This is a genomic window from Pseudomonas mediterranea CFBP 5447 (assembly GCF_000774145.1).
Lineage (GTDB): Bacteria > Pseudomonadota > Gammaproteobacteria > Pseudomonadales > Pseudomonadaceae > Aquipseudomonas > Aquipseudomonas mediterranea.
In genome coordinates this window covers 1-14,344 of record NZ_KN322957.1, presented here as the reverse complement: position 1 = coordinate 14,344, position 14,344 = coordinate 1, and the positions used below count along the sequence as shown (strand labels likewise).

Below are 14,344 nucleotides of genomic sequence, written 5' to 3'. Positions count from 1 at the left end.
CGCGATGAGCAACGACGATCATACCCAGTTCATGCCAACGCCCGGTGGCCGTGGCGCGGATCCGTTCCGCCCGGATGCCGGACGCCCTCAGCCAGCCCCCGCGCCGCTGTCGATGCCGGCCGCGCCGGTGCTGACCGGCAAGGCCCAGGGACTCAATCCGCTGGAAAGCGCCGCCGGCCCGCTGCTGGCCCTGCTGACGCGCCTGCGCAATACCATCGCGCACCCGGCCCCGGCCAGCCTGCGCGCACAACTGCTGGCCTACCTGCGCCAGTTCGAGGAGCGCGCCGAGGCGGCCGGCGTGGTGCGCAACGACGTGCTGCTGGCCCGCTACGCCTTGTGCACTGCGCTGGACGAAGCGGTGTTGAGCACTCCCTGGGGCGGCACCAGCGACTGGGGCAAGCAGAGTCTGTTGATCACCGTGCACAACGAAGCCTGGGGTGGCGAGAAAGTGTTCCAGTTGCTGGAGCATTGCCTGCAAAGTCCACGGGAACGCTTGTACCTGCTGGAGCTGTTGTACCTGTGCATGTGCCTCGGTTTCGAGGGGCGCTACCGGGTGATGAACGACGGTCGCAGCCAACTCGAAGCGTTGCGTGAACGCACCAGTGCGGTGATCCGCAGTGCCCGTGGCGACTACGAACGCGAGTTGTCGCCACACTGGCGCGGCGTCACCGTGGCCCGCGATCGCCTGGCGCAATTCATGCCGCCGTGGATCGCCGTGGCCATCGGCGCGGCCTTGTTGCTGGCGCTGCTGTTCGGCCTGCGCATGAAGCTCGCCTCCGATGCCGAACCGGTGTTCAAGAACATTCACTTCCTCGGCGAAATCCCGGTGCAGACCATCGACCGCCCCGTGGTGCAGCCGAAAGTGGTCGAGCGTCCCCGCCTGGCCGGTTTCCTGGCCGATGAAATCCGGGCCAACCGGATCGCAGTGGAAGATGCCGTCGACCGCTCGGTGGTGACCATCCGTGGCGATGAACTGTTCGCCTCGGGCAGCGCCAGCATCAAGGAAGATTTCGAACCGTTGATGCTGCGCATCGCCGATGCGGTGCGCAAGGTCAAGGGTCAGGTCCTGGTGACTGGCCACAGCGACAATCGTCCGATTGCCACGTTGCGCTTCCCGTCCAACTGGGCGCTGTCCGAAGCGCGGGCGCAGTCGGTGCTGCAGATTCTATCGGCCAAGACCGGCCAGCCCGAGCGCTTCAGCGCCGAAGGCCGCAGCGACACCGAACCACTGGCGTCCAACGCCACCACGGAAGGACGTGCACGCAACCGTCGGGTTGAAATCACCGTATTGGCGGAGGGAGTCGAGTGAAGGCGTTTTTCAGTTTCATGATCCGCTGGGTCATCCCGTTGCTGGGGCTGATTGCCCTGAGCCTGATCATCTGGTTCGTCGGCCCGCTGCTGGACTGGCTGGTGCCGGAAGGGCGGCGCTGGGCGTTGATCATCCTGGTGTTCGCGGTGTGGATCGCCTACCGCGTGTTCCGCATCATCCAGGCCCGCCGCCAGGCCGCCGAAGTCATGCGCAGCCTGGCCGAGCAGACACCGCCCGACCCCACCAGCATCGCCACCGCCGAAGAGCTCGAAACCCTGCGCCAGCGCATGGACGAAGCCCTGGCGCTGTTGAAGAAGGCCAAGCTGGGCGGTGACGAGCGCCGTAACCTCTACGAGCTGCCGTGGTACGTGATCATCGGTCCGCCGGGTTCGGGCAAGACCACCGCGTTGGTCAACTCCGGGCTGCATTTCCCGTTGGCCGCCCAGTTGGGCGCCGGCGCGGTGCGCGGCGTCGGCGGTACCCGTAATTGCGATTGGTGGTTCACCGATCAAGCCGTCCTGCTCGACACTGCCGGTCGCTATACCACCCAGGACAGCGACGCGGCCATCGACAAGGCCGCCTGGCTGGGCTTCCTCGGCCTGCTGAAAAAACAGCGGGCCCGGCGTCCGATTGACGGTGCGTTCATCGCCATCAGCCTGTCCGACCTGCTGCTGGGCAGCGATGCCGAGCGCGCCGCCCATGCCGCGGCGATCCGCCTGCGCATCCAGGAGCTGTACACCCAATTGGGCGTGCGTTTCCCGGTCTACCTGATGCTGACCAAGCTCGACCTGGTGCCCGGGTTCATGGAGTACTTCGACACCCTGAGCAAGGAAGAGCGCGCCCAGGTCTGGGGCATGACTTTCGCCCTCGACGACGGCAAGAGCAACGACAGTCCGCTGGCGCACCTGCAAAGCGAATTCGCCGGCCTGGAACAGCGCCTCAACGACCGGCTGGTGGAGCGTCTGCAACAGGAACGCGACCCGGCGCGGCGTGATCTGATCTACGGTTTCCCGCAGCAGTTCGGAGCGTTGAAGGATTGCCTGCAAAGCTTCCTCGACGGCGTGTTCAAACCCAACGCCTTCGAAGAGCGCGTGCTGCTGCGCGGTGTGTATTTCACCAGCGGCACCCAGGAAGGCAGCCCCATCGACCGCCTGATCGGTTCCATGGCCCAGAGCATGAACCTGGACCGCCAGCACCTGGCGCGCCAGACCGGCACCGGGCGCAGCTACTTCATTGAAAAACTGTTCACCGCGGTGGCTTTCGCCGAGCGTGGGCTGGTGGGCGTCGACCCGAAGGTCGAGCGCCGGCGCAAATGGATCGCCCGCGGCGTATTGGCCTCCACCGTGCTGGTGGTGTTGGTGGTCAGCACCTTGTGGTGGGTCAGCTATCGCGCCAACCAGGCCTACATCGCCCAGGTCGACCAGAAGGTCGCGCCGCTGGGCCAGACCGTGCAGAACCTCAGCCCGGCACAACGTGACGTGCTCGCGGTGCTGCCGTTGCTCAACGCCGTGAAACACCTGGCGGGCGATGCGCCGGATTGGGCCGAGGGCCTGGGCCTGTACCAGGGCGACATGCTGGAAGCCGAATCCGGCAGCGTCTATCGCAAGTTGCTGATCGCGGTGTTCGCGCCGCGCCTGCTGACGCGCATCGAAGAGCAACTGCACAGCGGCGGCAATTCGGATTTCCTCTACGAAGGCTTGAAGGCCTACCTGATGCTCGCCGACAACGAGCATTACGACGCCGACTTCATCAAGGCCTGGATCGCTTTGGACTGGGATCGCAGCCTGCCCCGTGACTTGCCGGCCGAACAGCGGCTGGCCCTGAGCGAGCATCTGCAAGCGCTGTTCGAACGGCATCCGCCTACCGCACGGCTGGACCCACGGTTGATCGAAGACCTGCGCCGGCAGTTGCAACAACTGCCCGTGGCCCAGCGGGTCTACGACCGGATCAAACGGCAGAAATTGCCCGAAGGCGTCCCGGACTTCCGCATCAACGAAGCCGCCGGGCGCGACGCCGCGCTGGTGTTCAGCCGCAAGAGCGGCAAGCCGCTGGGCGAGCCATTGAGCGGGTTCTTCACCGTCAAGGGTTACCGCCAGGGCTTCTTGCTTACCAGCCTGAGCCAGACCGGCACCCTGGCTGAAGAGCAATGGGTGCTGGGTCACGAAGAGGCCGATCAGCAGAACGTCGCCAGCCTGGCCGCTGATGTGCGCCGGTTGTACTTCCAAGACTATCAGCGGCAATGGGATGCCTTGCTCGCCGACATCGATTTCGTGCCGATCACCAGCGTGGCCCAGGCCGCCGACGTGCTGCGGGTGATCTCCGGGCCGACCTCGCCGTTGAAGAAACTGTTGGTGGCGGTGGCGAAGGAAACCGACCTGCAACAGGACGAACGCCTGCTGGCCGCCCAAGGCGCGCCGGTAGAGGGCGGTGTGGACAAGCTCAAGGAGCGCCTGGGCAGCTTGCTCGGCCAGGAGCAGACGACGCAAAGCGCGCCACAGGCCAGCGATGATCCGATCACGGCGCACTTTGCCGAGCTCAACAGCATCGTCAGCAAAAACGACGGTGAACCGGCCGCCATCGATGGCCTGCTGGCCGACATGAATGCCTTGTACGTGCAGGTCAGCGCCATGGTCGGCGCCAGCGGCGATGCCTTGCTCGGCGAAGCCAAGAACCAGGCCGCGGCGGCCGCCACCCGGGTCAGCCTCAACGCCGAGCGTCAGCCGCCGTTGGTGCAAGGGCTGGTCAAGTCGGTGGTCAATTCCACCACCAACAGCATGATGGGAGGGGTGCGCAATCAACTGAACGCCGCCTGGACCAGCGAAGTGGTGAACATCTACCGTCAGTCCCTGGCCGGGCGTTATCCGATGTCGCCGGGCAGTGCCCGGGACGCGACCCTGGACGACTTCGGCCAGTTCTTCGGCGTCGGCGGGGTGATGGACAACTACTTCCGCAAGTACCTGCAACCTTACGTCGATACTTCCACACCGACCTGGCGCTGGCAGCCGGGCGCGGCGCAGAAACTCGGCATCGCCCCTGGCGTGCTGCAGACCTTCCAGCGCGCGGCGGCCATTCGCGATGCGTTCTTCCGTTCCGGCGGCACCCAGCCGATGGTGCGCTTCGAGCTCAAGCCGGTGGCGATGGACTCGACCATCACCCAGTTCCTGCTCGATCTTGACGGCCAACAGTTGAGCTACGACCACGGCCCGAGTCGCCCGACCGCCATGCAGTGGCCGAACCCGGGCAGCATCGGCGTGGTGCGGATCTCGGTCATGCCGCCGTCCTCCAGCGGTCGCTCCGGCATCACCCTGGACGGGCCGTGGGCCTGGTTCCGGCTGCTGGAGCAGTCGGACCTGACCGCCGGCAACTCGCCGGATCGCTTCAACCTGCGGCTGCGGGTCGATAACGCCAGCGCTTCCTACGAGCTGCGGGCCAACAGCGCCTTCAACCCGTTCAAGAGCCGCGTGCTCAGCGGCTTCAGCCTACCGGAGCGGCTATGAGTACGGCGGGTTTCTATGGAAAGTTGGCCAGTCGTGGGGATTTTGTCAGTCGCGGCTTGCCCCAGAGCTTTATCGGCCCGTGGGACTCGTGGTTGGCGGCTGGCTTGCTCGCCAGCCAGACCAGCCTCGGCGAGCGTTGGCTGGACGCCTATCTGGTCAGCCCGTTGTGGCGCTTCATGGTCGCCCCCGGCGTGTGCGGTCCGGATGCGGCGGTTGGGGTGGTGATGCCGAGCATCGACCGGGTCGGGCGCTATTTTCCGCTGACCGTCGCGGTGCTGCTGGAGCCCGATGCGGATCCGGCGTCGGTGGTCGGCGGTGCGGACGAATGGTTCGAGCGGGTGGAGAACCTGCTGCTGAGCACATTGAGCGTAGAGGCCACCTTCGAAGCCTTCGGCGCGGAACTGGAAAACCTCGGCAGCCCGATGTTTCTGCCACGGGTGCCCAGTAGCCGGTTCGCCAGCCTGCATCGCTTCGATGCCACCGACCCGCAGCGGCGCATGAGTGCCCTGGCCGAGTCGGCCTGCGAAGGGGCGAGCCTGTGGTGGGGGCAGGGTTCGGAGCGCATCGCGCCCGGTTTGATGCGCTGCCAGGGCTTGCCGGCCGCTGCTGACTTTGCGCAATTTTTGCTCGGCCAAGAAGGTGTTGTGTAGATGCGTCCAAGTGCTGGGAAAGCCTGCAAATCTGCAAGCAAGAGCCATGTCGGCATGGTCCGCCAGGTCAACGAAGACGCCTGCCTGGACCTGCCGGAAAACGGCCTGTGGGTGGTCGCCGACGGCATGGGCGGGCATGCGGCGGGCGACTACGTCAGCAGCTTGATCGTCGACAGCCTGCGCAACATTGCCGTGGGCCGTTCGTTGGACGAATACGTCGCGGCGCTGCAAAGCGACCTGCAGCGGGTCAACGCCGCCGTGCGTGAAGAAACCGCCAACCGTGGCGTGACCATGATGGGCAGCACCGTGGTGGTACTCGCCGCCCGTGATCTGCGCGGCATGTGCCTGTGGGCCGGTGACAGCCGCTTGTATCGCCTGCGCGACGGCGTACTGGAAGGCATCTCCCGGGATCACAGCTACGTCCAGGACCTGCAGGACAGTGGCCTGCTCAGCGAAGCCGAAGCCCGGGTGCATCCACGGGCCAACATCGTCACCCGCGCCATCGGCGTCGAGGCGCAGTTGAACCTGGCGATGACCGAGCTGCTGCTGGTGCCGGGCGACAGCTACCTGCTGTGCAGCGACGGGCTGACCAAGACCGTCGAAGACGAAGAAATCCGCGAAGTGCTGAGCCACGACGAACCCGGTGAAATCGCCAGCAGCCTGGTCTCCCTGGGCCTGATGCGCGGTGCCCCGGACAACATCACCGTGGTGGTTGTGAAGGTGCCGTCATGAACCCCGTTTTGAACATCCAGATCCCCGGCTATGACATCGACGGCGAGATCGGCGAAGGCGCGATGGCCAGCGTGTACCTGGCGACCCAGCGTTCCCTGGAACGCAAGGTGGCGCTCAAGGTCATGGCGGCCGCCCTGGCTGCCGACCCGACGTTCTGCGAACGTTTCCTGCGCGAAGGCAAGACCCTGGCGCGCCTGTCGCACCCGCACACCGTCACCATCCATGACATCGGCAACGTCGGTGAGCTGTATTACATGGCGATGGAGTACCTGCCCAACGGCACGCTCAAGGAGCGCATCGCCGCCGGTCTGTCACCGGAGCAGGGCCTGATCTACATTCGCCAGATCGCCTCGGCCCTGGGCTACGCCCATGGCCTGGGCCTGGTGCACCGCGACGTCAAGCCGGCGAACATCTTGTTCCGCGCCGATGGCACGGCGGTGCTCTCGGACTTCGGCATCGCCAAGTCCCTGGACGACCGCACCCAATTCACCCAGGCCGGTTTCGCGGTGGGCACCCCCAGCTACATGAGCCCGGAGCAGGCGCGCGGGCAGGACATCGACGGTCGCGCCGACCTGTATGCGCTGGGGGTGGTGCTCTACGAAATCCTCGTCGGCAAGTTGCCGTATACCGGCAACGATGCGCTGTCTACGGCCCTGGCTCACCTGACCGAACCGTTGCCGGAACTGCCGGTGCACCATGGTCGTTATCAGGATGTGCTACGCAAGCTGTTGGCCAAGGACCCGGCGGAACGCTTCCCGGATGCGGCGGCGCTGCTGCGGGCCCTGGATAACCTGCCGACGGATTCGACCGAGGCAACCCTGATCCGGCCTCTGCCGCTGCCCGTGCCACCGCAATCGAGCCGCGATGACCTGGCGGGATTGACGCCGATGTCCATCGACATCCCGAGCGGCCCCGCGCAACCCCAACCCCAATCACAACCACAGCCACAACCGAAACCCACCGCGCCACCGGCCAACCCGCCCCAGCGACCTGCCGCTGTGCAGCCGCGCAAGACCCCGGTGTTCGCCCTGGCCGCCGTCGCGGTGGCCGTGGCGTTGGCGTTGGGCGGTGCGGGGTATTGGTGGTTGTCCGGTGACAGCGGCAAGACCAGCAAACAGTCCGTGGCATCCACGGGCTCGTCCGGCAAGCCGCCGGTAAAAGCGTCTGAGACGCCGCCGGTGAAGAACCCGGAAGCGCCACCGGCCAAGCCGCCCGTGGCACCGCCGGTCAATCCTCCCGTGGCGACGGAAGCCGATGGCGGCCAGCGTCCATTGTTGATGGCCGGCAAGAAAACCCTGTTCCAGCGCGTGCTCAGCAAGCCGGGGGCGAAGCTCGCCGCCGAACCGGGCGCCGCGCCGGGCAAGGAGTTGCCGGCGTTCTCGGTGCTGTACGTGTATCAGCGCAAGGACGTCAACGGTGGCGCCTGGGTACGGGTCGGCGCCGCCACGGACGGACGCAGCGACGGCTGGTTGCCGGCTGCCCAGGTCAGCGACTGGAAACAGAGCCTGGTGCTCAAGTTCACCGAACGTTCCGGCCGCGCGCCGGTGATGTTCCTGCGTCAGCCCGGTGAAGTGGAAAAGCTGCTGGCCAACCCGTCGAACGCCAAGAACGTGCTGCTCAAGGCCCAGCAGAACCGCGAGGATAACCAGCAGGTGCTGGCCTTGGAACCGGCCGCCAGCGCCGTGCCGCAGAACCAGTTCTACCTGTTGCCGATCTTCGATTCCCGCGAGAGCTTCGATGAAAATGGCCAACCGGTGCAGTTGCTCAACGTGGCCTCCATCGACCCTGGCAACACGCCCCGGGCCGCGTCCAACAACACGCCGATCCTGACCGCCAACGCCGATGCGTTCCGCACTGCGGTGGTGCTGGTGGTGGACACTACCGTGTCCATGCAGCCCTACATCGATCAGGTGCGCGACGTGGTCCATGAGCTGCAGACCCGCATCGCCGAGCGCGGCGAGCTGGACAGCGTCAGCTTCGGCTTGGTGGGCTTCCGCAACAGCACCAAGAAAACTCCGGGCCTGGAATACGTCGCCAAGACCCTGATCACCCTGGAACAGGGCCGCGACCCGCAACGCTTCCTGGACCTGGCGCGGCAGGTCAAGGCGTCCACGGTGTCGAGCCATTCGTTCAACGAGGATGCGTTTGCCGGGGTCATGGAAGCGGTCGAGGGCATGGACTGGTCCGGCTATGGCGGGCGTCTGATCCTGCTCGTTACCGACGCCGGTGCCTTGCGCAAGAACGATCCCTTTTCCACCACGCAGATGAACGAAGCCGAAGTGCGTCAGGCGGCCCTGGGCAAGCAGATCAAGATCTATGCCCTGCATCTGCTCAGCGACGCCGGCAAGAAAACCCACGCCGGTGCCCAGAGCCAATACCGCACCCTGACCGCCGATGCGAACCCGCAGATCGGCGACCTGTACATTCCCGTCGCGGGCGCGGATGTGCGCAAGCTGGGCGAGCGGGTGGACGAGATCGGCACGGTATTCGCCGACCTGGTGCACCAGGTACGCAGCAACAAGGAGCAGGCAGTTCCGCAGTTGAGTGCCGCGCCGAGCCTGGCCGATAAATCGGCGGCGGTCGGCTACGCGATGCACATGGACTTCCTCGGGCGCAAGACCGCCAGCCAGGCGCCGCAACTGGTCAGCGCCTGGACCGCCGACCGCGACCTGACCAACCCGGCGCTGCCCGCGTTCCAGGTTTGCGTGATGCTGACCAAGCTGCAGCTCAACGACCTGCAACAGTCGCTGAAACTGATCGTCGACGCGGCCCGCAAGACTCAGAGTTCGCCCAAGGATTTCTTCCAGGAAATCGCCAGCGCCAGTGCCTACATGAGCCGCGACCCCTCGGCCTTGCGCAAGGGCGGCAACCTGGCCGACGGCGGCATCCTCGGCGAGTACCTGGAAGGCCTGCCGTACCGCAGCAAGTCGCTGAACATGACGCAGGACTTGTGGTTGTCCTTGAGCGTGGCCGAGCAGGAAGACTTCATCGACGAGCTGGATTCGAAAATCCGCCTCTACGAAACCTTCCACAACGACCTCGCCAACTGGGTGCGCTTCGGCGACGCCGAGCCGGGCGATGCGCTGTACCGCGTTCCATTGTCGACCTTGCCATGATGCTGAGCCTGAGTGCGGTGCATAAAAGCCGGGGCGCCGGCAGCCAGCGCTACAGCCTGGTGATCCCACGGCTGCAGCTGCGTGCCGGTGAGCAACTGGCGCTGGTCGGCCCTAGTGGCTGCGGCAAGAGCACTTTGCTGGACATGCTGGCGCTGGTGCTGGCGCCGGATCAGGCCGGGCAGTTCGACTTTGCCCCGGCCAATACAACGCTGGACATCGCCCGCCTCTGGCGCGGCGCCGAGCAAAGTACGCTGGCGGAGCTGCGCAGCCGGCACCTGGGTTATGTGCTGCAAACCGGCGGGTTGCTCGGGTTCCTGACGGTGCGTGGCAACATCGAGTTGTCGCGCAAACTGCTGGGCTTGAAGGATGACGGCAGCGTGACGCGCCTGGCCGGGCAACTGGATATTGCCGATCAACTGGACAAGAAACCGGCGGACCTGTCCGTCGGCCAGCGCCAGCGGGTCAGTTGTGCACGGGCCCTGGCCCACCGTCCACGGCTGTTGTTGGCGGATGAGCCGACGGCGGCCCTCGACCCGTTGAACGCCGAGCGCGTCATGCAATTGCTGGTGACCCAGGCCCGCGACAGTGGCGTGTGCTGCGTGGTTGCCACCCACGATGAAGCACTGGCCCGCGCCAGCGGCTTGCAAGTGCGACGCATCAGTTGCCGCCGCGACGTCGACGGCGGTGTCACCGCCACCCTTGGGGAGGCTTGCTGATGCGCAGCGCGCTGGTGGCTTCCCTGGCTTGGCAGGACTATCGCAACGACGCTTGGCTGTCGGCCTGCTCGGTGCTGGCGTTGGTGGCGGTGGTGGCACCGCTGCTGGTGCTGTTCGGGCTGAAATTCGGTCTGGTCAGCAGTCTGACCGAGCGCCTGCAAAGCGACCCGGCCACCCGGGAAATCATTCCCCTGGGCGGCGGTCGCTTCAGCGCCGAGTTCATCGAGCAGTTGGGCCGGCGCAGCGATGTGTCATTCGCCTTGCCGCGCACCCGGCAGATCGCCGCGACAGCGGACCTGAACAACGCGACGGCGGCGGTCACCGTCGAGATGATTCCCACCGCCGCCAACGACCCCTTGCTCGAGCACCTGCCGTTGCCCCAGGGCCTGGACGAGGTGGTGCTCAGCCAGACTGCTGCCGAAAAGCTCGGCGCCAAGGCCGGCGATTGGTTGCAGGCCAGTTTCGGCCGGCAAGTGGCTGGTCGCAGTGAGGCGCAGCGGACCCGGGTGCGGGTGCTGCACGTGTTGCCGCTGGAAGCCTTCGCCCGTGATGGGGTGTTCGCGCCGCTGGCCCTGCTGGAAGCGGCCGAGGACTATCGCGACGGGCGTGCCGTGCCGGCGTTCGGCTGGCCGGGCGATGCGGTGGGCGTGGCCGGGCAGCGTGTCTATCCGGCGTTTCGCTTGTACGCCCGCGGCCTTGGCGATGTGGAGCCGCTGCGGCAGTATTTCGCGGCGCAGAATCTGTTGGTATCGACCCAGGCCCAGACCATCGCACAAGTGCAATCGTTGAGCCGCAACCTGTCGATCGTGTTCTGGATCATCGCCGGGTTGGCGTTGACGGGGGCGTTCGCAGCGATTTTTGCCGGGGCGCTGGCGGCGGTCGAGCGCAAGCGGCGGGAGCTGTCGGTGTTGCGGCTGTTGGGAGTATCCACCGCCGCGCTGCTGCTGTTCGTGGTGCTGCAAGCGCTGTACAGCGCCAGCCTCGCGGCTCTGCTGAGTGCCGGGTTGTACGGCCTGGCGCAGTCGGGCCTGAATCATTTATTTGCACAGATGCCGGGCGAGTACGCCAGCCATCTGCTGCCGCGTCACTACACCCTGGCCCTGCTGGCCGTGCTCGGCGTCAGTGCCGCAGCGGCAGCTTGTGGCGGCTGGCGCGTGGCGCGCATCCAGGCCTCTGAAGGAATTCGTGATGTATAAGTTACTGGGCGCCGCCGTGGCGCTGAGCCTGGCCAGTCTGGCAGCTCTGAGCAACCTGGCAAGCGCCGATGAAGGCAGCGACAAGCTGGACAACCCCAAGCCGTTGCCCGATGACGTCAGCCTGCCGCTGCCGTGTGACGGGCAGATGGTGTTCCGCTACGTCTACATCCTCGCCCAGGGCACCCTGGACGACCGCGAGATCAGTCTGGGCTACCCGTTCAGCGAGGGCGAGGCCGGCTACCAGCAGTCGTTCATTTCCGGCTACCGGCGTGACTTCATCAACGGCCAGTTCACCCTCAAGGACTTGCCCAAGGACTGGAACAAGGCCATCACGCCGTTGATGCCCAAGACCGACGCCCAGACGCCGCTCAAGCCGATGCTGTATTTCATCGGCAAGTACGAAGTCACGGCACGGCAGTACGCCCAGGTCATGGCCCAGGCGCAGTCCCTGGCCAGCGGCGAGCCGGCACCGGCCTGCGAAGCCTTGCAAGCCGATCTTCCCCAGGGCATGGCCGGGCGCCTGCCCAAGGTGAAACTGTCGAAGTTCGAGGCCGAGCGTTTCTCGGCGGTGTACAGCGCCTGGCTGATGAAATACCACAAGGACCTGCTGCCGGTGAGCGGTCGCGGCACCTCCGCCGAAGACGGCGGGTTGGGCTTTGTGCGCCTGCCCACCGAAGTCGAGTGGGAATTCGCCGCCCGTGGCGGCCAGGCCGTCAGCCGCCAGGACCTGGAAGGGCGGTTGTTCCCGCGGCGCCTGGAAGGCAGTGAAAGCGACGGTCCATTGGCCGATTGGGCGGTGTTCAACCAAGTGGCCGGCGGCACGGGCCAGGCGGCGCGACTGATGCCCATCGGCACCAAGTTGCCGAACCCCATCGGCCTGTTCGACGTGATCGGCAACGCGGCCGAGATGGTCCAGGAATCCTTCCAGCTGGTGCATTCCGGACGACGCCAGGGCGCCTACGGTGGTTTCGTGGTCAAGGGCGGCAACTACCTGGAAGGCGAGGGCACGCTGTTCACCGGCATGCGCCGCGAATACCCCTTGTTCGCTGCCGATGGCACCGAGCAGAGCAACGAAACCACCGGCTTCCGGGTGGCCGTCGGCGCGTTGTCGGCACCGCGTTCGCGCTACAAGGAACTGTTCGCCCAATGGCAGAAAGAAGGTCGCCTCGCGTCGCTGACCGATGCCATCGACGACGCCCAGGATCCGACCAAGCGCCTGGACAGCATCATCGCCGCCAGCGTCGACCCGCGCCTGCAAGCCGAACTGGGGCTGGTCAACGAAGAGCTCAAGCGCAACGTCTCGCTCATCGCCCAACAGCGCGAGGAAGCGGCCGGCAACCTGATCCAGTCGGCGGCCCTGGTGGCCGAGACCGTCAACAACTACAACATCCGCCTGACCAATCTGCAGCGCAGCCACCAGGCGGCGGTGGACGCCAAGGACGATGCCAGTGCGCAACTGTTCGCCACGGCCATCGACAACGGCCGCAGCGCGCTGGATGGCGCGGTGGCGATCTACATCGACAACCTGGCGACCGGCACGCGTTACACCGATGCGGTGATCCAGGCGCAGTTTCAGCGCATCAAGGAGGAGATGGAGCGCAAGCCGGTACTGGGTAAGAGCCTGGTGGCACGCGCCACGTTATTCGTTCGTCATGTCGGGGATTATCGTCAACAAAAACGAGCCGACCCGGCGGCGATATTGAAGGAATTGCTGGCAACGAGCGCCCTGCGGTCTTGAGTGCTCAATGTTGGCAAGCTTGGAGGGAACCCAGGCGGCGTCGGGCCGTGCTGGGTTGGTCAAAACTTAAAAGAGAACACAACTATGCTTTTCTCCCGTAAACCTTCTGCTTCGGTTTCCAAGCGTCATTTGCTGATGGTCGCTGTCGGCTTCAGCACCGTACTGACCGGTTGCGCGACATCGCCGACGTCCAAGGTCGCGTCGAGCACCAAGGTCGAGTACTACCCGAACTGCTACGAGCCGGTGCAGCACCTGCGCGCCACCGAAGGCAACATGACCCAGTCGGTCATCACCGGTGCCGCCGTCGGCGCAGTCGGCGGTGCACTGCTGGGTGTCTTGACCGCCGACAAGGAAGACCGTGGTCGCAACGCCGCCATCGGTGCCGCGGGCGGCGCCCTGGCCGGTGGTGCCGCCGGTTACTACACCGAGCGCCAGAAGCAGATCGCCGATGACAATCAGCGCATCGCCTCCTACGCCGCTGACGTCAACAAGCGTGTGGGCGACATCGACCGCAGCACCGCCTACGCCAAGGCTTCGCAGCAGTGCTACCAGAGCGCGTTCACCAAACTGGTCGCCGACCGCAAGGCCAAGACCGTCAACGACACCGAAGGCCGCAAGCGCCTGGCGGAAATCGTCGCCGGCCTGAAAGAGTCCAACGACCTGATCGTCGCGGTCAACGGCAAAGCCTCCGAAGACCTGAACAACTACACCCAGGCCTACGAGAAAGACCTGCAGCAAGTGGGTGTGCAGCGCACTGACGTGGTCACCGTGGCAACTGCCGACACCACCCCGGTCGTAGCGGCGACCACCAAGACCAAGAAAGCCGTGAAGCCGGCGAAAAAGCCTGTGCTGCCAACCGTGCCGAAAGAAGCGGTCACTACCGAGAAAACCCTGCAGACCGCCAAGGCCAAGCAGGATGAGAGCAAGCAGGTCGCCAGCGCTGGCACTACTCAGGTCAACAGCATGTGCAAGAACCCGGACCTGGGCGACTGGGCACCGGTTCCTTGCCCGAATGTTTGATTGAGCGATTGCTGCTGATCATTTGATCGCTGCATAAACCCTGTGGGAGCGAGCCTGCTCGCGATGGCGGTGGTTCAGTTGGCTTCAATGTCGACTGATTCTCCGCCATCGCGAGCGAGCTCGCTCCCACAGTTGTTTTGTGGTGGTCGCAGTATTCGCGTTATCCCCCGATTCCCTTGTGGGAGCGAGCTTGCTCGCGATGGCGGTCTTGCGTCGAGTACATATCCGTTGCTGCGGTAACGGCCACTTAGGGTTCCGCCCTTACGGCGGCTCACTTTTTTTCAGACGCCAAAAAAAGTAAGCAAAAAAGGCTTGGCCCCACCACTCGGTGCCTCGCCTAGGCTCGGCATGCCCTCACTCCGGCATTGCT

At 65.4% G+C, this 14,344-nt stretch carries 9 protein-coding genes; all 9 read left to right on the top strand.

Features of this window, described 5'->3' with window-relative positions; translation table 11 throughout:
- Positions 1-4: 4 nt before the first annotated feature.
- The 9 genes from N005_RS00320 to tagQ all read left to right on the top strand — a co-directional run bounded on the left by N005_RS00320 (position 5) and on the right by tagQ (position 13,974).
- The gene (locus N005_RS00320) at positions 5-1,309 is read left to right on the top strand and encodes a DotU family type VI secretion system protein (protein WP_047698345.1); all 1,305 of its coding nucleotides are present in this window, start codon (positions 5-7) and stop codon (positions 1,307-1,309) included.
- Positions 1,306-4,806: a type VI secretion system membrane subunit TssM gene (gene tssM / locus N005_RS00315; protein ID WP_047698344.1), complete on the top strand. Its 3,501-nt coding sequence runs from the start codon at positions 1,306-1,308 to the stop codon at positions 4,804-4,806. The genes N005_RS00320 and tssM overlap by 4 nt, the downstream gene beginning before the upstream one ends.
- A complete protein-coding gene (tagF, locus tag N005_RS00310) occupies positions 4,803-5,456 on the top strand; it encodes a type VI secretion system-associated protein TagF (RefSeq protein WP_047698342.1) in 654 nt (217 codons plus the stop codon). Before tssM ends, tagF begins: the two co-directional genes overlap by 4 nt.
- Positions 5,457-6,188 carry a PP2C family protein-serine/threonine phosphatase gene (locus N005_RS00305; RefSeq protein WP_047698340.1) on the top strand — a complete coding sequence of 244 codons (732 nt, stop codon included), beginning with the start codon at positions 5,457-5,459 and terminating at the stop codon, positions 6,186-6,188. It begins immediately after the preceding gene.
- On the top strand, positions 6,185-9,304 hold the full coding sequence (locus tag N005_RS00300) for a serine/threonine-protein kinase (protein ID WP_047698338.1): 3,120 nt from the start codon (positions 6,185-6,187) through the stop codon (positions 9,302-9,304). The genes N005_RS00305 and N005_RS00300 overlap by 4 nt, the downstream gene beginning before the upstream one ends.
- Positions 9,304-10,020 (top strand): ABC transporter ATP-binding protein, encoded by a 717-nt coding sequence (locus N005_RS00295; protein WP_047698373.1) that lies wholly within the window; start codon positions 9,304-9,306, stop codon positions 10,018-10,020. The genes N005_RS00300 and N005_RS00295 overlap by 1 nt, the downstream gene beginning before the upstream one ends.
- Complete coding sequence (locus tag N005_RS00290; protein WP_047698336.1) at positions 10,020-11,216, top strand: FtsX-like permease family protein; 1,197 nt, start codon at positions 10,020-10,022, stop codon at positions 11,214-11,216. Before N005_RS00295 ends, N005_RS00290 begins: the two co-directional genes overlap by 1 nt.
- Positions 11,209-12,954, top strand: a complete 1,746-nt coding sequence (locus N005_RS00285) for a formylglycine-generating enzyme family protein (RefSeq protein ID WP_047698333.1) — start codon at positions 11,209-11,211, stop codon at positions 12,952-12,954. The genes N005_RS00290 and N005_RS00285 overlap by 8 nt, the downstream gene beginning before the upstream one ends.
- An 84-nt stretch (positions 12,955-13,038) precedes the next feature.
- Entirely contained in the window at positions 13,039-13,974 is a 936-nt protein-coding gene (gene tagQ, locus N005_RS00280) for a type VI secretion system-associated lipoprotein TagQ (protein WP_047698331.1), read from the top strand.
- Positions 13,975-14,344 lie beyond the last annotated feature (370 nt).